This is a genomic window from Bacteroidota bacterium (assembly GCA_041658205.1).
GTDB lineage: Bacteria > Bacteroidota > Ignavibacteria > UBA10030 > UBA8401 > UBA8401.
Genome location: JBBAAO010000002.1, coordinates 465,711 through 486,399 on the forward strand (window position 1 = coordinate 465,711; position 20,689 = coordinate 486,399).

Consider the following 20,689-nt stretch of genomic DNA (forward strand, 5'->3'; position numbering starts at 1 on the left):
TGCTTCTTTTTTTAATATCATTAATCACATCTGATCAAAATGAATTTTCATCTTCCATATTCCAATGTGTTTTCCGCCGCTCCCGATTTTGTGATGGGGCTTGCATTTCTTGCCACATGGATTGATCCGGCATCGATTGGCGAAGATATGGTTTCCTCTCTTTCCCAAATAATGATTCTAGAATTTATTATTATTCACTCAGCAGGATTTATGACGAGTATTATTTATGGTAATGCACCAAAAGGGAAAAAAATTAAAATACTTTTTGGCTTAGGATTATTCTATTCTGTTTTTGTCCTCGGGTTTTCGTTTGGATTCAGATCGTGGTGGCCGTTGATAGCATTTGGGGGATTAATGTTCAACAGAATGTTGAGTGTTTTGACCGGTCAAGCAGAACAAGGAAAAGAGAATGAATTTATAATGAATATGTGGGGAGTGAATGTCGCGTGTTACCTGGTTTCGTTGTTTGCTGTTCTTCTGATTCCTCTTCCAACATTTGGAGTTTCATCGAACGCTCTTTCTCATTTAAACATGGGTGGTGACTTTATCGATCAACCGCACAAAATGATAGCGTGGGGATTTTTGTATTTTTCTTTGATAGGTTTGTATGAGCTGAAAATGAGACGTGGAAATTTGGAAAAGGTGATGGTATGAACGGTTTTTCATTTCCGATATGGATGAAGAGCAGTTTGACAGCGGGTCCTGATCTTATTATGGGTTTGGCATTTTTGGTTACGTGGATAGAACCGAAAGCGCTCGGCGAGAACATGCAGATATATTTTTTAATGATCATGCTTCTTGAGTTCATTACCATTCATTCTGCTGCATTCATGGGTTGGGCAATTATTGCCGGGACTTCAAAATTCATTAAAATCCTTCGCGCGATAGGATTGGGAATGTTCTACTCACTGTTTGTTTGGACATTTGCTTTGCCCAATAATGAAATGTGGGCGCTCAGCGCATTTTGGCTGTTAGTGCTCAATAGAATAATGGCAGTATTGTTCGGCGATGGAAATACTGCATCACATCAGGCTATGTTGATGGCTAACTGGGGAATGAGCGTTTTTTGTTATGTTCTTTCCATTTTTGTCACTGTTTTTTTGCCGATCCCTGCATTTGGTTGGACAAGTGAATACATTCAACATCTCACCACGAGTGGAGCAGGATTATGGTTTGAAGATCCGCAATCGATGTTGGCGGCAGGTTTCCTTTATTTTTTTGTTGTAGGTGTTTTTGAACTATACAGTCCTAAAATTGCAGAAAAGCTTTCCATGATCAATTCTAAAATTTCTTTACGGGGAAAGGAATAATGAAACGCGTTCTTGTGACTGGTGTATCGGGAAAACTTGGTTAATTGGTTGTGAGGTAGTTACAAAATGAAAGAGATTGGGTAAGAGCTCAAGAAGCATTATCAGAAAAGAAAACAGAAATTATTGCAGGCGATCCCGAGATAGTAAAACGAAAAGAAATTATTGAGTTGGCGTTTCGCATTGTTGTAAAAAGCCATCACTGATAACGATTCCTCCGAAACTGTTTCATTTGTTGGTTTATCTATCGAGATTTATTAATCCACGCATTCATGCGCTCTTGGTGTTTGACTGCGAAGTGAATATTTCCGATGGTGTTGTTGAGTCAAATGGAAAAGGCAGACCGCTAGACTATTTTCAAACATTAAAATAAAGGAACCATGTATGAAACGAATATTTTTATTGATGTGTTGTATCAGCGTTGCACATACCAGTTTTGCACAATCTGCAAAAGACAGCGCAGATATTCGGGCGACGGCATTGAATTACGTAGAAGGCTGGTATGAAGGGAACGCTGAAAGAATGGCCAAAGCGGTCCACCCGAAACTGGCAAAACGAATTGTCGGTTGGAGCGAAGATGTCACTAAAAACGAAAATGTTCTCAGCGAAATGAATGGTGAACAACTTGTTGAACGAACAGGAAAAGGCTACGGAAAAAGGATATCAAAAGAGAGACAAATCAAAAACATTACAATTCTCAGCATCTATAATAATACCGCAAGTGTTAAGGCAGAAATGAGTGACTGGTATGATTTTATGCATATTGGACGCTGGAATGGTGAATGGAAAATTATCAATGTGTTGTGGGAAATGAAACCTCAACAATAACATTCTGAAATTATTTGTATCCTATCTGGACTGCAAAGGGAGACATTATGAGCCATATTATTAAAAGCACAATATTTTTCATTATTGTTTGCTCCATAAATCTGTTTGCACAGCCGCAATCATCTGTTCGTGTGATGACATATAACATTAGGCTTGATGTAGCCATCGACGGGGAAAACAGATGGGATAACAGAAAAGAACATTTTGCCAGTATGATCCGTTATTATCATCCCGATATTGTCGGTCTTCAGGAAACCCAGAAACATCAGATTGAATATCTTACACAAGTATTACCGGACTATGCATGGTTTGGCGTAGGAAGAGATGATGGAAAGACAGAAGGTGAGTTTATGGCGATCTTCTATCGCAAAGAAAAATTTGATACAATTCGCACGTCCACATTCTGGTGTTCTCAAACACCGTCACATCCCGGACTGGGTTGGGATGCGGCATGCAACAGAATTGTGACATGGGGAGAATTTCGGGAAAAGAAAGCTAAACAGAACTTTTTCTTTTTTAATACTCATTTGGATCACTTGGGAAAAATTGCGAGAAAAGAAAGTGCGCGATTATTGAAGGATTCGATCGATGTCATCACCAACCGTGAACCGGTAGTGATCACAGGAGATTTTAATTCCCATCCGTCTGATGATCCATATCAGACAATTATTTCAAATAAATCGAAAAGAAAATTTATTGATACGCGTTTCCATTCTCTTCAACAACATCATGGCCCGAACGGAACGTTTAATGCATTTAACATCCAGAAATACGCCGATGAACCGATAGATTATATTTTTGTCAGCGAAGGAACAACGGTTTTGAGTCACGGTACGTTAACGGATTCATTCTATGGACGAATTCCTTCAGATCATTTTCCGGTAATAACAGAAATCAATTTTCAAGTTGTTCCATAACCATTTATTGCGCAAGAGTGTACAGATGAAGATACAATATTATACATGTGACGTTTTTACGGACAAACAATTTTCCGGAAATCAGCTTGCTGTTTTTCCGGATGCAACGAACATACCGGATCATTTATTACAACAAATTGCAAAAGAGTTCAATTTGTCGGAGACATCGTTTGTGTATCCGCCGGTTGATTCAAAGCATACCAAACGCGTTCGTATTTTTACTCCTGGCGGAGAATTACCGTTTGCGGGCCACCCAACAATCGGCACAGCAATCACATTAGGAACGATCGGAGCAATCACACTTCAGGGGAACGAAACGACAATTATTTTGGAAGAAGGTGTTGGTCCAGTTCCTGTAAAAATTCGTTTAACAGACGGAAAACCGACATTTGCTCAATTAGCGGCGGCAAAACTTCCTGAGTTTAATGATTCCGTTCCATCGGCAGATATTCTTGCAAAGATGTTCACCCTATCAAGAGAAGAGATTATGGATAAACAATTTCCATTGCAGTTTGTGGGGGTTGGTTTTCCATTTCTCTTCGTTGCTGTAAAGAACAGAAAATCCCTGGAGCGTATCAGCGTCAATGTTCAGACGATGGAAGAACTTCGACTGAAAGAAGTATTTGTCTTTACAACAGAAACAGAAAAAACAGATTTCCAATTCAGGGCACGTATGTTTGCGCCCCTTCTTGGAATTCCTGAAGATCCAGCAACCGGGAGTGCCTGCGCAGCATTTGCCGGATATTTGGCAGCGAAAGATCCGTTGAGAGACGGAACGTTGAAATGGAACATTGAGCAAGGCTTCGAAATGGGAAGGCCGAGTTTGCTTTATATTGAAGCTGACAAGAAAGCAGGAAATATCACCGGAGTTCGTGTCGGAGGAAATGCTGTGATGATGATGGAAGGTTTTTTAGAAATTTAAAAACGTATCAATCTTGATAATTATGCAATCTTGTATTCATGCAATTGCTTTTTTACATCTTACTTAAAAAATATGGCAACATGGAACGCCACGTTGGCCAATCGTGCGGCATGTCGTATCCCCACACATCCAGCCAATGAGGGATCGATTTTGAATGTAAAATTCCCGAAAGACGCCGCGATGCATCGGGGCTTTCAAAATTTCCTTGTCCTGTTGCAATAATAATTCTCGCTCGTCTCATCTGTTCGAGATATTCATGATCCGTAATGCCAGGAAGATATTGCTCAGGTGAATTAAAGAACACGTTATCGTCGTAATAACCTTTGGTATATGACTGTAGGTTATAGTCACCGCTCATCGCAATTGTTCCGGAAAATATATCCGGTCTGCGAAAAAAAATATTCAATGCATGCAACGCACCTAGCGACGCGCCGGTGGTGACAATTGGTGTCAAACCTTTGCTGTGATCGTGAATGAACGGTACCACTTCGTTGATGACATAATCGTTATACTGCTGATGACGAATTGCTTTGTGATGCGGTTGCATCGAATTATTGAGCCAGCTTTCGTTATTGATGCTATTGATGGAAAATGCTTTCAGTTTTCCCTCATTAATAAACGGAGCGATTGCGTTGATTAATTGAAAACGCTCATATTCCAGATAATCGGCTGCTGCGGTAGGGAACATCAATAGGGCAGGACCGTAATTTCCGTAGACGGCAATCTCCATATTTTTGTGTAAACTTGGGCTGTACCATTGATGAATTTCTCGATGCATTCTTTCCTCATGTAAAAAATTTGATTAATATAAGAAGGAAAACTAACATCCCAAAACACTTTTCTATTACTATGCTGATTACATCATGAAAAAATCAACAAAATTTTTTATTCTCACTACCGTCGTCAATATTATTCTTTCCACCATAACAGCTTTTACGTCATTATTAAGAGAAGTTCGAACAGTGGATCTTGTGACGTTTTACGCAACTGCTTTTGGGGCGGGAGCTTCTTTCGCTTCGGTGATTATTAGTCTTCGGTCAGGAAAGCAGAAAATAGACCAAGGGAACCTCTCCCAAAAATGAAGCGGTATAAAGATATGTCATAGCTCGTTTTCGCAGCATGGCAATGAAATATTTTTGAGATGGCGCGAATAACTGTTGGGTGTTTGTACTAATGGATCAATAACAATTATATCGATACATCATTCGGTGCGGTAAAAGTGGGGTCGGTAATATTGCCGGTATTCTTTGTAGCAGCAGGTTCAAAGATTAATACTTCTGTCTCTTCTACGGCGCGAGTTCTATGTTCAACGGAATGAGGAATGATTACAAACTCTCCCGGGTGCAGATCGATTGTTTGATCCCTGAAATCAACACTCATCGTTCCTTTAATGCACAAAAATAATTCATCTTCCGTATCATGATGATGCCAGACGAATTCTCCTTTAAACTTCACCAGCTTCACTTCCTGTCCGTTTAGCGCCCCCACTACTTTTGGACGCCAATGTTCATTGATCAGGGAAAATTTTTCAGCGAGACGTACTTTTGAAATAATCATTTTATTCGTTGATAGTTGATGCTCCATTCGATGTTCCATGTTTTCCCATTATCAATAGATTTCATCCAACCCCACACGAATGCATCTTTTGTGATATTTCGAAAGATCATCTTTCCCCGGTGAAGTTTTCCATCCTTCATGAATTCATGTTCAAAGAATCTATTCGCTCCCTCGGCTCCACCCGTAAAGGGAAGATACGAACTTTGATTATCTACCCATGTTTGCATCCATACTCCGGTGCGATTATCCAGCAGAGAGTTACTTTGTCCTTTATAACCTTTTGACTGTCCGGTTAATCCGGTAAAATTTTCCTGAATGACTTTTCCGTCTAAAATTTTTGTGATGAGGTTTCTTCCGCTTGCGGTTGAACCGTCAGGATCCTTCCATGTTAAGTCCCATTCACCTACCCAAAAATCGAACAGTGTAGGATCCTGCTTAACTGGTTGCTGACCGAAAAGCTGCATTGTGAAAATAATTGTGATAAACATAGCACGCATAATTTACTCCATTGTTTTCTATAACAACAGGAGTTTATGAGAGAGAATCAATCCACAATTGTAGAAAATTGTATTCGATCAAATCTTTTTCAGAATATTTTTTCTGAAAATATCCTGCAGCGCATTCTTCGTTGGAAATGTATTGATGCCGATTAGCATGAAGAGGAGATATGATGCCATATTGAAAAGATATTCTGGTTTTTGTTGTGTTATTCCACCAGTGACAGCAATCATGCAAACGACAAGTCCGAAGAATGCTGCTCCTTCAAGCAGCGCCATACGAATAATTATGGCTGCACGGATTGTGGCGAGAGATTGTTCGTAGGATGCAGCGGATGATGAGATGGAGTTATTAAGCTGCTGATCAGCAAACATTCGTTCAAATAGCATCCGGGAAATTCCAAACACTCCAATGGCGAATAATGCGTTGATGATACTCAAAATATTAACAACTTCTACATCGCCGGATCCGTTAGCAGTATGTTGGGAGTGCAGCAAAAGAACGACAAGTGCGAACATAGTCGCTCCTCCCAATAAAGCTGATTGAATAATCTGAAACACCCGAACAACTTCTGGTGTCAAAACACGTTCGAATTCATATTCTGAAAGTTGTTGGTAAGAATTCATAATAGTGTGGTTATAGTATTGTGATTGCCCGTTGATATATGGCGGCCATATCATCCGCAGAATCCATGGTAATCTTCAGGTCGCGGATCAATCCATCATGCAATCCGTAGATCCATCCATGAACTTGAAGTGATTGTCCTCGTGCCCAGGCATCTTGAATAACTGTCGTTTCGCATACGTTTAACGTTTGGTCAATCACATTTAATTCGCACAGCCGATCGACTTGTTTGTCCATCTCTCCGGCGGATTCAACTTTCGATCGGTATTTTTGATGAACATCCTGAATATGCCGCAGCCAATTGTCGATCAATCCATATCGTCGGTTAATCAGCGCGGCTCGAACGCCGCCACAGCCGTAATGTCCCACGACCATAATGTGTTTCACTTCGAGAACATCCACGGCATATTGGATCACCGAAAGGCAATTTAAATCCGTGTGAACAACCACATTGCCAACGTTGCGGTGTACGAACAATTCACCGGGATTGAGCGCAACAATTTCATTCGCTGGAACACGGCTGTCGGAACATCCTATCCAGAGATATTGCGGCGTTTGTATATTTGCGAGCCGTTGAAAAAAATCTTTCTGTTGTTCAATGCGATCTGAAGCCCACCGGCGATTGTTCTCAAGAAGGTTCGATAAACTGCTCATGATTACACTTGTCCGATCCATTGAGTATCATTTTGTTTGAAAGCTGCGCGAATTGTTTCAATGGTACCGGCAGGAAGGGGTCCTTTGGTTACAATTTCGATGTTCTTTTTGATATGATCAAGATTTGTTGTTCCGACGATGGAGCTGCTGATGCCGGGTGTAAAAGCAGTAAAACGAAGTGCAATATCTGTCCATTCATCGCCGAATTCGAGCTTCATCGCCTTCATACGCTTCCAATATTCTTCACAGTAATTTCCCGATGGTAATTTATCATGAAGCCAAGGTGCGTTACCGATAGGGCGTTTGGCAATATACCCGATCCCTTTCTTTGACGCAGGAGTTACAACCGAATCGATTGAACGCTGGTCAAAGATGTTGATTGAGCTCATTAATCCGTTGAATTGATTTGAACGCATTGCAAAATTTAATGCGTCATTTTCTCCGGAATATGCTGCGACGCGAATTTTTCCCTCCTGAGTCATTTTCTGCAGTGCAAGAATAACATCTCCATTTTCGAGAGTTTCTTTTGGGCAGGAGTGAAGATGAACAATATCGATATGATCCGTCTTCATCAGTTGCAATGCGTGATGCACTCCTGCAACTACACATTCATATGTCCAGTCCTGATATCCGGGAATGCTATAGCCGACTTTTGTAGAAAGAATAAAATCATTTCTTCGCCACGAGAGATGCCGCCCTATGCGTTCTTCTGACAATCCATACCCGCGTGCAGTATCGATGAAGGTAATGCCGAGATCGACGATCTGATTGACAAAGTATCCGACATAATTTTCATCCATTTTGGCATCCCCAATTAATCCTGCGCCAAAACCAAGAACGGGAAGCGTAATATTTGTTATGCCGTAATTTCTTTTTTCCATGTATGTGATTGAATATCGTTGGAATTTTTTATTTTTTCTTTGCTATTGCAAGCTCATATAATCGCACATATTCTTTTGCTGAATGATCCCACGAAAAATCCTTTGACATGCCGTTCAATTGAATTTTTTTCCATTCTTCAGGAATATGAAATGAATCGATTGCCCGTTTTACTGTAGCGTGTAATGCATATCCTGTTGCATCGTTAAACGAGAATCCGTTTCCAATATCTTGTCCGTATGATTGATATTCATGCCAATCCTGCACAGTATCGGCAAGGCCGCCGGTTTTACGAACAATCGGAACGGTCCCATATCGTAGCGAGTACATTTGATTAAGGCCGCACGGTTCATAATGTGAAGGCATTAAAAACATATCGGCGCCTGCTTCAATCAAATGAGCTAATTCATTGTTGAAACCAAGATATGTCCAGCATTTTTCTGGTAATGTATTGTTCATTGCTTTAAATAAGAGTTCAAACTTTTCATCACCACTTCCAAGAATTACCCATTGCGCATCCAGCTGCATCAGTTCCTGAATGGCTTCGGCAATAAGATCAAAGCCTTTTTGCGGCACAAGACGTGAGATAATTCCAATCACTGGAAGATGTTCATTGAATGTCAACGTCGTTTTTTCCAAAAGGAATTGTTTATTCTTTTTCTTATTCCCGAGGTCGTTTTGTGAAAAATGAAATGGAATATGTTTGTCGGTTTCGGGATTCCACTCTTCCGTGTCGATGCCATTCAACACGCCGAAAAAATCTTTTTCACGCAATTGTAAATACTGTTCCATTCCGGAGCCAAATGCCGGCGTTAGTACTTCCTTGGCATATGTTTCACTGACCGTGCTGATTATTTCGGAGAGTAAAATTCCCCCCTTCATCATACAAAATGAATTATCATAGTCGAGCAAACCGTCCTGTCCATATTCCGGACGTAACTCTGCTTTCATCAACGTATCGAACGAAAATCTTCCCGGATAACCAATGTTGTGAATGGAATATAGAAATGTGGAGTGATCGAACAGCCGATCCCAGCTGTAATTATCTTTCACAAAGAGCGGCAGCAATCCCGTTTGCCAGTCGTTGCAGTGAAACACATCGGGCGCCCACTTGAGACGTTGGCATAATTCGATCACTGCCTTGTTCAACAAAATGAATCGCTCATCTTCGTCCCAATTTTCCGTATAAATCTTCCCCCGGTGATAATATTCCGGAAAATCGATAAAATATATTTTAACCTGCGAACCGGGAATTGTTGTCGAAAAAATTTTTACGGAGCGGGGAAAACCGGCAACACGGACATCTATAACGCCGATGTCGTCGACAAGCTGCAGGTTGAATTTTTTTTCATCAATCGAATCGTATTTCGGAATGAAAACTTTTACATCAACTCCCAATGCTGCAAGATATTTTGGAAGGGTGCCGACAACATCGGCAAGTCCGCCGGTTTTTGCGAACGGCGCGCATTCAGAAGCAACTATGGCAACTTTCATTTGAATTCCTGACGAGATGATGTACCAATATCAAAAAACAGACGAGCAATTGCAAAAAATGGATCGGTGTGTTCGCTTTTGATGGATGCATTCACCATGACTGTTTTATCTTCAGCCCTGCTTGAGTTATTCATGCCAATCCGATGTTACTTCCATCAGGCAGATCAGTCCGCGCCATTTGCCGTACCGGTCATAATGTTTTTCGATTGCAGCATCAGAGACTTTCCGTCCTTTCTTATGGATTTCGGAAAACCGTTTCCGGACCCACGAATCAATACCGAGATGCTCATATCGTCCAAGAAGTTTCAAAATATTTCCGGCGGCGTAATGCCCTATTCCCTTAATAGAGCGCAATTTCCAATACAGTTCTTCCGTTGGGAGATCGGAATGCCGCAGCGACTCCAATTCAATTTTTTTGTTCGAGAGATTTCTACAGAGTTCAAGAAGATATGGTGCACGGTAACCGCAGGAGATTTCTTTGCGCAGCCATTTCTCAGATTTTTTAGCAATGGTTTCAGGCGACGGGAATGAAAAGACATTCTCAGCCGTTTCAACGCCAAGTTTTTTTGTTAGATGGTTCGTTTGAATTTTTGTAAGAGCCCAGCTGCAGTTTGTGGTAAACATCATCTTCACGACATCTTCGAATACTGAAGGTGATCGGAGTATTCTGCCCGCCTTCTTCTTCGCCACCCAGCGCAAATGTGATTCTTTTCTACAGAGAGTATAGAACTCGTTGAGCGATTCATCAATACGAAGAATGGAGCGAACATTGTTTTTGATCTTTTCTTTTTCCGTTCGTGTGATTCGAAGATGATTTTCAATGGTGATACTAAGTATGGATTGCTGGGGATGGATCCGCACTGGCACATGCTTGCTCTTCGTCAATGAAATGACGGTCAGTAATTCCGACATCGATTCGTTGGTGCTGAATGGGGGAAGATCGTACCATCCGTGTGAATTGATGGTAGTTTGAAAATTAAAATCAGGAGGAACTTGAATTGTCATAATGCCTTTTAATGGACATTGAACCACACATCATCATTGTGGTTGAAGGGTTTTAATAAAAAATGTTCCGCTTCAATAATGGTACGTTCAAAAATCAGCGGATTTTTTAAACTCTCAGTAATAATACGCTGATAGTATGTTACTGCTTCGTCTCGCTTTCCTTCGTTGTCCAAAAGGTTGGCATAGCGAACCAAGCTTAATAATGTATATGGCTCTGTTTCTTTAGTGGAAATGGATGATGATGCTTTCGTAAAATATTCTTTAGCTTTTTCAACGTTCTTATTTAGGGCGGCGATGTTTCCCAGCACAAAATATATCAGCGGGGCACTTCCTGTGGAATTGTTCGGATCAAGTTGAAGAGTGTACAACGCTTCCCGTTCCGCATCGATGATATCACGGTTAAGGGAAAGATACTGAAGAGAAGTTTTTGCGTGCGCCGAAATACGGAGTTCCAACAACCAACGAAAGATAGAATAATCAGGATCAAGTTCAATCCGCGTTGGAGTCGTCGGAAATGTGAATGTAAATTCCTGCTTTGGCTGCTCAACAAAAACACGTTTTGTCACCATTCTGCTTCCAAAAAAAAACACAATTGGTACCGGCATAGAAAATATATCAGTGCGTTGTTCAATATTCATTCGAATAATAGACATTCCCCGGGGAGTTTTTTCGTCTTTCCATTGCATAATATATTCCGGTGCAGTAAAATGGTTCAGCCATTGATCGAAAAACCAATCGAGTGAAGATCCGTATTCTTGCTCGCACAGTCTTTGAAATTCGCTCAATGATACCGGAGTATTGGAAAACCGTTCCGACATCAGACTAATCACCGTATCGAATGAAGCTCGGCTGAGAAGGTATTCCAGCATCAAAAAAAAATATTTTCCTTTTTGTTCGGCAATCTCATTGGTATTTGTTTTCTCTTTATAACCGGAAGCCATATTACCGTCAGGAAAAAATGTGAGGGTATTGGCTATGCTGCTGAGGCGTTCTTCTTTTTCCACCGTTGGAAATGTGGAAACGAGAAAGCGTGTGGTAAGATACGATGCGAAGCCGTCGTTGAACAACGCTGTCGAATCACCTTTCATTGGTATATAGAGATGAGCCAATTCGGTGATCCAATGATTGTATGACGATCTGGTGAGAGCGGAAGAATCAAACCGGGAGTATGCCGGTGAATTTCGTAGAACAACGAAGCGATCGGTTGAAAAAATGTTTCGTTTTAATTGTGCGCTGCCGACGACAGCATATGTACGTTTAGTTATATGCTGCAGTTTCGTTACGGAGCTGAAGAATTGTATGGCATCATTGATCTGACGAGTAACAGCGGCAGCATATTGTTGATTAAACTTCGCCGGGGCAGTGAACAACGAGATTGAAATAAGGGAGTCAGAGCTCAAAGAAGTCTGTTGTGTTGCATTGCGCAATCCGCAGAGAGTGAAAGCAGCTGAGAGCAGTACCGGTGTTGATGTGCTTCGCTTCCACGTGCGTATACCATCGGTTGATATAGTATCGAATAATTCTTCAGCGATGAGTGTAAATTGAGGTGAAAGTTTTAATTCAACGGAAAAGTGTTCAGTCTGTGAAGCATGAAATTGCGGCAGCCAAGAAGCAGAATCACTATACGGAAGGAGAAACTCTCTTTGGTTGACGAATATACTGCTGGATGAGAGTGAATCAAGAATAGCTTTAAAATCGATATTCAAAAAAAGAGAATCGTGCTGTTGTTCGTTGAGTTCGATGGTGATGAGATCGAACATTGTTCTTTCAGATGAAAAACGCTCAATATCGTATGAATCGTTGTTATGATCACGTATTGAATTGAAAATCCATTCTTTTGGAACCAAAAAAGAATATTGTGACGTTAAACTTCCCGCGATACGAAGCGCTACATGCATGCTTCCCGAGATTTCTTTCGTCCTATCGTCCACATTTGCGGCAACGTCAAATGATAGAACATGCGATTCCGATTGTGCAAGAATTGTCAGCGGCAAAAAAAAAGTAAACAATAAGAACCGAATCATAGCTCGAACGGGCGGTCAATATCCATGTCAAAAATTTGTGAAGTATCGGCGTAAATGATTTTGCTACTGTTGGATGGCAATTGAATGAGCCAGTCTCCCTTGGTATTACGAACTACGGTACCGAACAATTTCCGCAAACGCAACTGCGAGAATTTTTCCCAGAAGATCCAGCCGAAGTACGCAGTGTTTTGATCGATATAGAACGCGGGAATTCGTTCTCCGGGTTCAATCTTCACGTCGGCGACCGTCAACGGTAAAAATTGATGTCGCCGGAGTGTTTCAATGAATAAAGACGAAACATTCCTGCCGTCAAAGATCAACTCATGTTTCGATCGTTTGACGATCTTTCCTTCGACGATATCTCTTAGTACTTCCGGAAGATGATCACTCATTGTTTAAGTAAATAGAACACGGATGACGCGGATTAGTACAGATACATCCGCGGATATCCGTTTTATCTGTGTTATCCGTGTTCTATAAATCGTAATATTGTTTCAAAAAATAGATCTGGTTCGTCCAGCCACGGAAAATGCCCGGAATGTTCCATCATTACTAATCGTGAATTTGAGATTTTCCCTGCCATGAATTCACTCCACTGTGGTGATACGTGAACATCATGCGTACCGCCAATGATTAGTGTTGGAACAGAAATCTCCTTCAATCGCTCCGTTACATTATACCGGTTCAACTCATTCATCACAAAATATTGATTGCGCTGGGAATTGAATTCTGCTTTTGCAAAAATACCATCAATGAGTTGTTTTGCGGCATCGTTCTGCACATCAAATTGATAGATGGCGCGATTAAATGCTTTTATCCGGTGATCGGCGGGAAGAGAACGGACTTCTTTTGAGATTCTTTCAAACTCCGGATAGAGCGGATGTGCGGGATCACGGAACGTTCTTTTATGAAATTTTCCCGTTGGGGCCGAACAGACAACGATCAATGACTGAACGCTCGATTGGTGAGCGAGTGTATATTCCAGCGCTGTCCACCCGCCGGCGGATTGTCCCATGATGTTCCACCGATCAATGCCAAGATGAATGCGCAGCGCTTCTATATCAATGACGAGTGTTGGAATTCCATATTCACTTTTTTCTTGCACGCTTCCGGATGTTCCCGTACCACGTGGATCAAGCCGGATCAGCGTAAAATGTTTTGCAAGTTCATCCAGCGTGGTCCATCGATGTCCGTCAACTCCCCATGAGACAGGAGCAATAAGTAGAGGTTCGCCATTCCCAACAATGGAATATCCAATTTGCGTTGATTGATGTTGAAGAGTAAACGTACCGTTTTGCATGAGGGAATATACTGAAGAATGATGAATTTTGAATAGAGAATATTACTTCATCATTTCTCCGGCATCAACAATGAACCACGGGACAAATTCTGGAAATTTGGATCGGGTGAGTACGAAAGGATTAAATGTTACTCGATATAGTAAGACTATGTGCTTGTGCAGGTATAACAAAAACCATCCGATTTTTTAATCTCTTAAGGGCTTAATTCCCCGCCGCTTGCGGCGTCATTCCGGCGAAAGCCGGAATCCAGGACGCTGGATGCCAGCGTACGCTGGCATGACAAGATATCTCGCGGCTTGCCGAGAGGACATTCATTAAATCGAATGGTGTCAATATTAAAACTTTGCCGTAATCCCCGCTATCGGTGTAATTCCAAAATCGGGTCTTGAAGTTTTGGTGATATTCCCATTCGCGTCCGCTTTGTATGAATAGGACATAACGTTATCTTGGTTATACACATTCCACAAATCGAGATACGCTGTCAACGCCCAGCCATTCAGGATGAACTGTTTGTCCACGCGAATATCCAGTTTATGGTAATCGGGATATCGTGCTGAGTTCATTGCTCCATCCACAAGATAGAATACTCCCCCTTTTTTCACAACCCCAACAACTGGTGTATACGGATTTCCTGATGCAAACTGGAACTTAGCACCAATTTGCCATCCTTCACCAATTTCCATTCCGGCGAGAAGATTGACGATATGCGGTCGATCATATTCAAAATCATATTCCGGTAATGTTGTTTTGTCCTGACGCCTTGAAACCGAATAGGAATAGGAAGCACTTCCGACAAATCCATCGGTGAATTTTTTCTGAAGTGAAAATTCAATTCCGCGAGCATATCCGCTGCCGGTATTGAACAGAAGATTCGTGCTGTCCGGATCGACAATGACATCGTGAATATCTTTTTGATATGCTTCGATTGTTACACGGGTATCATCGGCAAGACGATGTTCAATCCCGGCAACATAATGGATTGCTTTACTGCTTTTTAAGGAAAGATTTCTCGGGTCCGGCGAGATTTGATAACTTGCCGGAGTTTGAACGAATTTTCCCCACGCAAGATTAAACGATGTCGATTCAATAATTCTATACGAAAGTGCAAGTCTGGGGCTAAGATTGTTCTCGTTTGTTAGTGCATACCGCTCAAATCGTAACCCAGCAGAAAGTGTCAACGGTTGTATAATATTGTATGATGACTGAAGATAGATAGCGGATTTTGTTGTGGCATTCGGTTGAAACGAGATTGTTGTCGCCGGGATAATTGTTCCGGTACGAGTTGTGTCTTCCGGTGTCCAGGTGATGTTTTTAGAATCAATCGATTTTCCCATCACGCCAAGTTTTAGATCGAGCGCTGGGGAAAATTGGTATGTCAATTCGGATTTCACCATGAATTCACTTTCAAGAATATCTTCTCCGCGCAATGAATGATTTGTTTGGGTCCCTTGATTCGTTGTCCAGCCGTTTCCGGTAGATGAAATTGTTGTCAGCACAAATGCCTTTTGAGAAACTAGTGATCGCCAGTTTAATCCGAATGCAGAACCGAAATCATCGCGTGCAAGATAATCGTACTTGCTCATGGCAGATGATTCTTTCGTTGCTCCGATACGGTCGATCTGATCTATATAATAGAAACCGACAAGGCTGATCCTGTTGTTTTGATTGAGATCGTACGTGATCTTTCCAACAGCATCATAATATCGCGGTGCAGCGGGACGATCCATAATTTTTGTGAGAATATCGAAGAATCCACGTCGCAATGAGAAAATAACGGAACTATTATCGATCAGCGGACCGTCGATCATCACACCGAATCCTGCAATATTTGCATTCACATCGGAATTGTACAATTCCTTATTACCATCCTGAAGAGTCATATCAAACACGGAAGACATTTTGTCGCCGTACTTTGCCGGAAATCCGCCGGTGAGAAAATCTACTTTCTCAAGAAGTGCCGGATTCACAATACTAATGATTCCCATCGATTCTCCGGTGCGGGCAAAATGGATTGGATTATAAATTTCAATGTTGTCGAGTAACGTGAGATTTTCATTCGGGCTTCCGCCGCGGACGATGAGCTGCGCACTTTTTCCGCCCGCAGTCGCCACTCCGGGCATGGATTGCATTACGCGAAAAATATCTTCGGCGGACCCGGGAGAACGTCGAATTTCTTCGGGGGAGAGTGTTCTCATACTGACGACATTTTCTGTTGGGCGCGCAAAATAATCGCTTTGCACTTCCACGGCACTCATCTCGATAGTGGATGTTTTTAATTCAAAGGAGATTTTCTTATTCCGCTGTGGATTGATCGTTACGTCGGAATTTGTAGCTCCTTCATAACCGATTAAAGTTGCTTTTACTTGATATTTTCCCGGGGGAAGATTTTTAATAACGTAATATCCCTCTTCATTGCAAGCTGTACCAAATGAAGTTCCAGGAATCATGACATTTGCTCCCGGAAGAGGTTGTTTTGTTACCGCATCTCGAACTTCACCGGATAGCGATCCTGTGTTTGTTTGGGAAAAAGTAAATTGCAGTGATAAGAAGAAAAGAGTAAGTATCTTGAAATATTTCATAAACGCTGTCCAATCTGTCAAATAAGAGAATGTGGTGCTGTGGGTATGATGCCGTAAAATGTGAAACGGTTCGGATATATAGGCATTATTTTTTACAAAATTTGTTATATTCGAGCATAATCAATCTTAAACACATCTCCTTGCTTTCATGTCACAACTTATTCCAGCTGAAGTAATTGAACAGAGAATTCTTCTTATTCGAGGTCAAAAAGTAATGTTAGACCGAGATCTTGCAAAATTGTATGGTGTTCCAACGATGAGGCTGAATGAAGCGGTGAAAAGGAACATCAAACGGTTTCCAAATGATTTCATGTTTCAATTATCAATTGAAGAAAACAATCATTTGATATCGCAATTTGCGATATCAAAACACCGTGGTGGTTATCGCAGATTGCCATTTGTTTTCACAGAACAGGGTGTTGCAATGTTATCATCAGTATTGCGAAGTGAGCGAGCAATTGACGTAAACATTGCAATCATGCGTGCATTTGTGAAAGTAAGGGGAATATTATCAACACATAAAGATCTCATAAAAAAGCTAGAAGATTTAGAGCGAAAATATGAATCTCATGATAAACACATAAAAATTATTTTTAACGCAATTCGTCAATTGATGGCCGAACCCAAAAAGAAAAAATATAAAGTGGGATTCTAGCCGTTATGCACACGCTTATCACATCATCATACAAGTCCGCCTCTGAGTTCATTGCTCGCAACAATGTTGTCGCCTTCCCGACGGAAACAGTCTATGGACTCGGCGCAAATGCATTTGAATCCGATGCTGTCAAAAAAATATTTATTGCCAAAGGAAGACCATCCGATAATCCGCTGATTGTGCATGTTGGTTCGCTGGATCAAATTCCATCTGTGGTTTCTTCTATCCCACGGTATGCAGAAAAACTCATTCAAGCATTTTTCCCCGGACCGTTAACCCTTGTGTTACCAAAAAATAAAAAGATATCATCACTTGCCACTGCAGGACTCGCGACTGTGGGTGTGAGAATTCCAAAACATGCTGTGGCGCAAAAATTTTTGAAAGAATGCGGAGTTCCTGTAGCCGCACCTTCTGCGAATCTTTCGGGCTCGCCGAGTCCCACCACGTGGCAGGCAGTGAAACACGATCTGAACGGAAGGATTCCTTGCATCTTGAAAGGGGATCCGTCGCGCATTGGTGTCGAGTCAACCGTGTTGGACTGCACCGGGAGTTCACCGGTGATACTGCGCGCTGGCGGTGTAACGCTGGAACAATTGCGCACGATTATTCCGTCAACACGTCTGCAAAAGCAACAGACGAATGTTCCTAAGAGTCCGGGAGTGAAGTACCGCCACTATTCTCCATTAGCATACGTGTTTATTGTTAGCGGTCCCGATGAAACTGTTCCAATGAAAAGTTCTGCGTATATTGGAATGCGATCCGGCGGACGAAACAATTTTGGATTGAAAAAGATTTGTCGGAATGGAGAAGAATATGCCCGGTCATTGTTTCACTTCTTCCGGCTCTGTGATGCAAAAAAGATTGAGACGATTTATTGTGAACAAGTAAGTGAAGATGGAATTGGATTAGCATTGATGGATCGAATTCGAAAAGCTGCTGTTCAATAATGGAACACAGATGACGCGGATGAAACGGATTTGCACAGATTGCTGATACTTATTTACCCGCGTCAATCCGTTAGATCCGTTCAATCCGTGTTCTATTCAACATGAAAGGTGTCAAATTATGAAAACAGTGATTTTCTTTTTACTAATACTCGCTGCAGTTTTGCCGGCACAAGAGAAAAATTTGAGAGAAGAAGCAAAAGCTTTCGGTCCGCTTCTGCTGGTAAAAGACAAAGCGAAGAAAGAAGTAAAAGACGGCGAGATGAAGCAATATTTTCTCGTACTGTTAAAAAGAGGCCCAATTAGGAATCAGGATTCTACAACATCGGCGGAGTTGCAGAAAGGACATCTGGCAAACATTGAACGTCTCTATAAAGAAGGAAAGATTGATATGGCGGGACCGATGGGTCACGATGGTGATTTGCGCGGAATTTTTATTTTTAATTGCGACACATACGATGAAGTGATGATGCATTGTTCAACCGACCCTGCAATTAAAGCCGGAAGATTGATTTTTGAAATATATCCGTGGTGGGCAGAAAAAGGAATTAAATTACGGTAATGGTCACTCTGCTTGAACATATCCCGCTTAAGGATTATACAACAATACATCTCGGTGGTACAGCAAAATATTTTCTCTCGTGCGCGTCTGATCACGATGTAAAGGAAGCGCTGCAGTATGCTGCTTCGAAAGGGATTCGCGTCCATATTCTTGGTGGAGGAAGTAACACAATTTTTTCTGACGAAGGGTTCAACGGACTTATACTAAAAAACGATCTTAGAGGAATTTCATATGTCAATGACGGCGACCATATTCTAGCAAGTGCAAAGGCAGGTGAAAATTGGGAATCATTTGTTCGATCGTCTGTCGAAAAAGGATATGCTGGAGTTGAATGCCTATCCGGAATTCCTGGAAGTATCGGCGCAACACCCATACAAAATGTCGGTGCGTATGGACAGGAAGTGAAGGATACAATTGTATTGGTGAAAGTGATAGAGAGAGCATCATTAAAGGAAAGAGAGTTTAGAAATGCAGATTGCGGTTTTTCATATCGCACAAGCAGATTCAAGACGCAGGATGTAGGGAAATATATTGTCACCGAAGTGACATTTCGTCTGAAAAAGAATGGACGTCCCACAATTCATTACCCTGAAGTAAAAAAGATTATAGAATCATCCGTGAACCTTCCCGCTCTTTCCGACGGGAAAGAATCTCTGGAAGCAGTACGAAACGTTGTTCTTTCACTTCGGAAAAAAAAATCGATGGTGATTGATCCTACAGACTCAAATACCCGTTCTGTCGGCTCATTTTTTTTAAATCCAATCGTTGAAGAGGGTATTCTTTTGAAGATCATCGAAACATGGAAAAAAATTGGAGATGGATCGAGTGTTCCTACATTTCCTTTTGAAAACAAGAAAAAAATCCCCGCGGCGTGGCTCATAGAAAAATCGGGATTCAAAAAAGGATACAAGAAAAACGGAGTTGGTATTTCGGAGAACCATACTCTGGCGCTGGTGAATTATCATGGAACGACAAAAGCGCTATTGGATATTGCAGAAGAGATTCGCAACGGTGTACAATCCGTCTTTGGAATTTGTCTAGAATTAGAAGCAAATGTTGTTTCATAAATAGTCATATCAATTTGGAGAAAACATGAAGAAGATGTTCGTATTGGTAAGCGTATTCATCGTGATAACTGCTGCCGATGAAAAAAAATCGTGCTGCGGTCCTACAGCGACGGCAGAGTTTGCAGCATTTGGCAAAGATTTGGCTTTTGTTGCATTGCATGAAGCTCCCGAGCCATTCAACTTCAAACCAGCAAGTGGCGAAATGAAAAAAATTAAAACGTCGGATAGTGTGGATGCCAACATTTATGAAGTGAGATCATCGGAAATGACCGATAACTATCTTCTCGTTTTTCATGAATGGTGGGGATTGAATGATTACATCAAACAGGAAGCAGAACGATGGCTGATTGAACTCAGAAATGTAAATGTGATCGCTGTAGATTTGTATGATGGTAAGATTGCGGCAGTACCCGATTCGGCCAAAAAATATGTCGGTGAAGTAAATGAAGAACGCGCCCGCACAATCATCAAAGCAGTAAATGAATACGTAGGGAAAGAGGCAAAGATTGCAACGCTCGGCTGGTGTTTCGGCGGTGGCTGGTCCATGCAATCTGCATTACTGCTGGAAAAACAAGCTGTTGGTTGTGTGATCTATTACGGCATGCCGGAAAAAGATGTAAAGAAATTGAAGACGTTGAATTGTGACGTGCTTGGTATTTTTGCTACACAGGATGGTTATATCAATCCCGCAGTTGTTTCACAATTTCAAAAGAGCATGAAAGAAGCGAAAAAGAAACTCACAGTAAAAAATTATGATGCTGTTCACGCATTTGCAAATCCAAGTAACCCGAAATACGACAAGGAAAAATCAGCTGATGCGCATACGCTGACTTCAGAATTCTTACGATCGAAGTTTAAGTAGAGAGTGAATG

General features: G+C 41.5%; 24 protein-coding genes. 11 read left to right on the forward strand and 13 right to left on the reverse strand.

Features of this window, described 5'->3' with window-relative positions; genetic code table 11:
* The first annotated feature begins 39 nt into the window (after positions 1 to 39).
* The 5 genes from WDA22_13830 to WDA22_13850 all read left to right on the forward strand — a co-directional run bounded on the left by WDA22_13830 (position 40) and on the right by WDA22_13850 (position 3,974).
* Positions 40 to 654, forward strand: coding sequence for a hypothetical protein (locus WDA22_13830; protein ID MFA5834553.1), 615 nt, complete (start codon positions 40 to 42; stop codon positions 652 to 654).
* On the forward strand, positions 651 to 1,310 hold the full coding sequence (locus tag WDA22_13835; protein ID MFA5834554.1) for a hypothetical protein: 660 nt from the start codon (positions 651 to 653) through the stop codon (positions 1,308 to 1,310). Before WDA22_13830 ends, WDA22_13835 begins: the two co-directional genes overlap by 4 nt.
* A 381-nt stretch (positions 1,311 to 1,691) precedes the next feature.
* A complete protein-coding gene (locus WDA22_13840) occupies positions 1,692 to 2,135 on the forward strand; it encodes a nuclear transport factor 2 family protein (GenBank protein MFA5834555.1) in 444 nt (147 codons plus the stop codon).
* A gap of 47 nt (positions 2,136 to 2,182) precedes the next feature.
* Positions 2,183 to 3,052 carry an endonuclease/exonuclease/phosphatase family protein gene (locus WDA22_13845; GenBank protein MFA5834556.1) on the forward strand — a complete coding sequence of 290 codons (870 nt, stop codon included), beginning with the start codon at positions 2,183 to 2,185 and terminating at the stop codon, positions 3,050 to 3,052.
* 25 nt (positions 3,053 to 3,077) lie between these two features.
* Positions 3,078 to 3,974 carry a PhzF family phenazine biosynthesis protein gene (locus tag WDA22_13850; protein MFA5834557.1) on the forward strand — a complete coding sequence of 299 codons (897 nt, stop codon included), beginning with the start codon at positions 3,078 to 3,080 and terminating at the stop codon, positions 3,972 to 3,974.
* 52 nt (positions 3,975 to 4,026) lie between these two features.
* On the opposite strand, the gene WDA22_13855 is transcribed toward WDA22_13850, so the two are convergent.
* Positions 4,027 to 4,752, reverse strand: coding sequence for an alpha/beta hydrolase-fold protein (locus tag WDA22_13855; protein ID MFA5834558.1), 726 nt, complete (start codon positions 4,750 to 4,752; stop codon positions 4,027 to 4,029).
* Between the two features lie 85 nt (positions 4,753 to 4,837).
* Between WDA22_13855 and WDA22_13860 the strand changes: the two genes are divergently transcribed.
* Positions 4,838 to 5,056: a hypothetical protein gene (locus tag WDA22_13860; protein ID MFA5834559.1), complete on the forward strand. Its 219-nt coding sequence runs from the start codon at positions 4,838 to 4,840 to the stop codon at positions 5,054 to 5,056.
* A gap of 106 nt (positions 5,057 to 5,162) precedes the next feature.
* On the opposite strand, the gene WDA22_13865 is transcribed toward WDA22_13860, so the two are convergent.
* The 12 genes from WDA22_13865 to WDA22_13920 form a co-directional block, all read right to left on the reverse strand.
* Positions 5,163 to 5,531, reverse strand: coding sequence for a cupin domain-containing protein (locus tag WDA22_13865; GenBank protein ID MFA5834560.1), 369 nt, complete (start codon positions 5,529 to 5,531; stop codon positions 5,163 to 5,165).
* Entirely contained in the window at positions 5,528 to 6,028 is a 501-nt protein-coding gene (locus tag WDA22_13870) for a hypothetical protein (GenBank protein ID MFA5834561.1), read from the reverse strand. Before WDA22_13870 ends, WDA22_13865 begins: the two co-directional genes overlap by 4 nt.
* 78 nt (positions 6,029 to 6,106) lie before the next feature.
* Positions 6,107 to 6,547, reverse strand: a complete 441-nt coding sequence (locus WDA22_13875) for a hypothetical protein (GenBank protein MFA5834562.1) — start codon at positions 6,545 to 6,547, stop codon at positions 6,107 to 6,109.
* Positions 6,548 to 6,665: 118 nt separating this feature from the next.
* Positions 6,666 to 7,307, reverse strand: coding sequence for a carbonate dehydratase (gene can, locus WDA22_13880; GenBank protein ID MFA5834563.1), 642 nt, complete (start codon positions 7,305 to 7,307; stop codon positions 6,666 to 6,668).
* Positions 7,308 to 7,309: 2 nt separating this feature from the next.
* Positions 7,310 to 8,188 carry an aldo/keto reductase gene (locus tag WDA22_13885; protein ID MFA5834564.1) on the reverse strand — a complete coding sequence of 293 codons (879 nt, stop codon included), beginning with the start codon at positions 8,186 to 8,188 and terminating at the stop codon, positions 7,310 to 7,312.
* Between the two features lie 28 nt (positions 8,189 to 8,216).
* On the reverse strand, positions 8,217 to 9,680 hold the full coding sequence (locus WDA22_13890) for a glycogen/starch synthase (protein ID MFA5834565.1): 1,464 nt from the start codon (positions 9,678 to 9,680) through the stop codon (positions 8,217 to 8,219).
* Positions 9,677 to 9,814 (reverse strand): hypothetical protein, encoded by a 138-nt coding sequence (locus tag WDA22_13895; protein MFA5834566.1) that lies wholly within the window; start codon positions 9,812 to 9,814, stop codon positions 9,677 to 9,679. The genes WDA22_13890 and WDA22_13895 overlap by 4 nt, the downstream gene beginning before the upstream one ends.
* Positions 9,807 to 10,685 carry a hypothetical protein gene (locus tag WDA22_13900; GenBank protein MFA5834567.1) on the reverse strand — a complete coding sequence of 293 codons (879 nt, stop codon included), beginning with the start codon at positions 10,683 to 10,685 and terminating at the stop codon, positions 9,807 to 9,809. Before WDA22_13900 ends, WDA22_13895 begins: the two co-directional genes overlap by 8 nt.
* Before the next feature lie 8 nt (positions 10,686 to 10,693).
* Entirely contained in the window at positions 10,694 to 12,709 is a 2,016-nt protein-coding gene (locus WDA22_13905; GenBank protein ID MFA5834568.1) for a hypothetical protein, read from the reverse strand.
* A complete protein-coding gene (locus WDA22_13910; protein MFA5834569.1) occupies positions 12,706 to 13,101 on the reverse strand; it encodes a hypothetical protein in 396 nt (131 codons plus the stop codon). Before WDA22_13910 ends, WDA22_13905 begins: the two co-directional genes overlap by 4 nt.
* 71 nt (positions 13,102 to 13,172) lie before the next feature.
* A complete protein-coding gene (locus tag WDA22_13915) occupies positions 13,173 to 14,009 on the reverse strand; it encodes an alpha/beta hydrolase (GenBank protein MFA5834570.1) in 837 nt (278 codons plus the stop codon).
* 336 nt (positions 14,010 to 14,345) lie between these two features.
* Positions 14,346 to 16,589: a TonB-dependent receptor gene (locus WDA22_13920; GenBank protein ID MFA5834571.1), complete on the reverse strand. Its 2,244-nt coding sequence runs from the start codon at positions 16,587 to 16,589 to the stop codon at positions 14,346 to 14,348.
* 148 nt (positions 16,590 to 16,737) lie between these two features.
* Here WDA22_13920 and WDA22_13925 point away from each other — a divergent pair, with 148 nt between their 5' ends.
* The 5 genes from WDA22_13925 to WDA22_13945 all read left to right on the forward strand — a co-directional run bounded on the left by WDA22_13925 (position 16,738) and on the right by WDA22_13945 (position 20,679).
* A complete protein-coding gene (locus WDA22_13925; GenBank protein MFA5834572.1) occupies positions 16,738 to 17,244 on the forward strand; it encodes an ORF6N domain-containing protein in 507 nt (168 codons plus the stop codon).
* 5 nt (positions 17,245 to 17,249) lie between these two features.
* Positions 17,250 to 18,191 (forward strand): L-threonylcarbamoyladenylate synthase, encoded by a 942-nt coding sequence (locus tag WDA22_13930; GenBank protein ID MFA5834573.1) that lies wholly within the window; start codon positions 17,250 to 17,252, stop codon positions 18,189 to 18,191.
* A 118-nt stretch (positions 18,192 to 18,309) separates the two neighbouring features.
* A complete protein-coding gene (locus tag WDA22_13935) occupies positions 18,310 to 18,750 on the forward strand; it encodes a YciI family protein (protein ID MFA5834574.1) in 441 nt (146 codons plus the stop codon).
* Positions 18,750 to 19,817: a UDP-N-acetylmuramate dehydrogenase gene (locus tag WDA22_13940; GenBank protein MFA5834575.1), complete on the forward strand. Its 1,068-nt coding sequence runs from the start codon at positions 18,750 to 18,752 to the stop codon at positions 19,815 to 19,817. Before WDA22_13935 ends, WDA22_13940 begins: the two co-directional genes overlap by 1 nt.
* Before the next feature lie 25 nt (positions 19,818 to 19,842).
* Positions 19,843 to 20,679: a dienelactone hydrolase family protein gene (locus WDA22_13945; protein ID MFA5834576.1), complete on the forward strand. Its 837-nt coding sequence runs from the start codon at positions 19,843 to 19,845 to the stop codon at positions 20,677 to 20,679.
* Positions 20,680 to 20,689: the final 10 nt, after the last annotated feature.

Excerpts from the sequence above, each read along its gene's own strand:
- WDA22_13930 (MFA5834573.1), top strand. The coding sequence starts at position 17,250 with ATGCACACGCTTATCACATCATCATACAAGTCCGCCTCTGAGTTCATT.
- WDA22_13875 (MFA5834562.1), bottom strand. The coding sequence starts at position 6,547 with ATGTTCGCACTTGTCGTTCTTTTGCTGCACTCCCAACATACTGCTAAC.
- WDA22_13865 (MFA5834560.1), bottom strand. The coding sequence starts at position 5,531 with ATGATTATTTCAAAAGTACGTCTCGCTGAAAAATTTTCCCTGATCAAT.
- WDA22_13845 (MFA5834556.1), top strand. The coding sequence starts at position 2,183 with ATGAGCCATATTATTAAAAGCACAATATTTTTCATTATTGTTTGCTCC.
- WDA22_13925 (MFA5834572.1), top strand. The coding sequence starts at position 16,738 with ATGTCACAACTTATTCCAGCTGAAGTAATTGAACAGAGAATTCTTCTT.
- WDA22_13945 (MFA5834576.1), top strand. The coding sequence starts at position 19,843 with ATGAAGAAGATGTTCGTATTGGTAAGCGTATTCATCGTGATAACTGCT.
- WDA22_13900 (MFA5834567.1), bottom strand. The coding sequence starts at position 10,685 with ATGACAATTCAAGTTCCTCCTGATTTTAATTTTCAAACTACCATCAAT.
- WDA22_13885 (MFA5834564.1), bottom strand. The coding sequence starts at position 8,188 with ATGGAAAAAAGAAATTACGGCATAACAAATATTACGCTTCCCGTTCTT.
- WDA22_13890 (MFA5834565.1), bottom strand. The coding sequence starts at position 9,680 with ATGAAAGTTGCCATAGTTGCTTCTGAATGCGCGCCGTTCGCAAAAACC.
- can (MFA5834563.1), bottom strand. The coding sequence starts at position 7,307 with ATGAGCAGTTTATCGAACCTTCTTGAGAACAATCGCCGGTGGGCTTCA.
- WDA22_13830 (MFA5834553.1), top strand. The coding sequence starts at position 40 with ATGAATTTTCATCTTCCATATTCCAATGTGTTTTCCGCCGCTCCCGAT.
- WDA22_13840 (MFA5834555.1), top strand. The coding sequence starts at position 1,692 with ATGAAACGAATATTTTTATTGATGTGTTGTATCAGCGTTGCACATACC.
- WDA22_13895 (MFA5834566.1), bottom strand. The coding sequence starts at position 9,814 with ATGAATAACTCAAGCAGGGCTGAAGATAAAACAGTCATGGTGAATGCA.
- WDA22_13850 (MFA5834557.1), top strand. The coding sequence starts at position 3,078 with ATGAAGATACAATATTATACATGTGACGTTTTTACGGACAAACAATTT.
- WDA22_13910 (MFA5834569.1), bottom strand. The coding sequence starts at position 13,101 with ATGAGTGATCATCTTCCGGAAGTACTAAGAGATATCGTCGAAGGAAAG.
- WDA22_13940 (MFA5834575.1), top strand. The coding sequence starts at position 18,750 with ATGGTCACTCTGCTTGAACATATCCCGCTTAAGGATTATACAACAATA.
- WDA22_13905 (MFA5834568.1), bottom strand. The coding sequence starts at position 12,709 with ATGATTCGGTTCTTATTGTTTACTTTTTTTTTGCCGCTGACAATTCTT.
- WDA22_13855 (MFA5834558.1), bottom strand. The coding sequence starts at position 4,752 with ATGCATCGAGAAATTCATCAATGGTACAGCCCAAGTTTACACAAAAAT.
- WDA22_13835 (MFA5834554.1), top strand. The coding sequence starts at position 651 with ATGAACGGTTTTTCATTTCCGATATGGATGAAGAGCAGTTTGACAGCG.
- WDA22_13860 (MFA5834559.1), top strand. The coding sequence starts at position 4,838 with ATGAAAAAATCAACAAAATTTTTTATTCTCACTACCGTCGTCAATATT.
- WDA22_13915 (MFA5834570.1), bottom strand. The coding sequence starts at position 14,009 with ATGCAAAACGGTACGTTTACTCTTCAACATCAATCAACGCAAATTGGA.
- WDA22_13920 (MFA5834571.1), bottom strand. The coding sequence starts at position 16,589 with ATGAAATATTTCAAGATACTTACTCTTTTCTTCTTATCACTGCAATTT.
- WDA22_13870 (MFA5834561.1), bottom strand. The coding sequence starts at position 6,028 with ATGCGTGCTATGTTTATCACAATTATTTTCACAATGCAGCTTTTCGGT.
- WDA22_13935 (MFA5834574.1), top strand. The coding sequence starts at position 18,310 with ATGAAAACAGTGATTTTCTTTTTACTAATACTCGCTGCAGTTTTGCCG.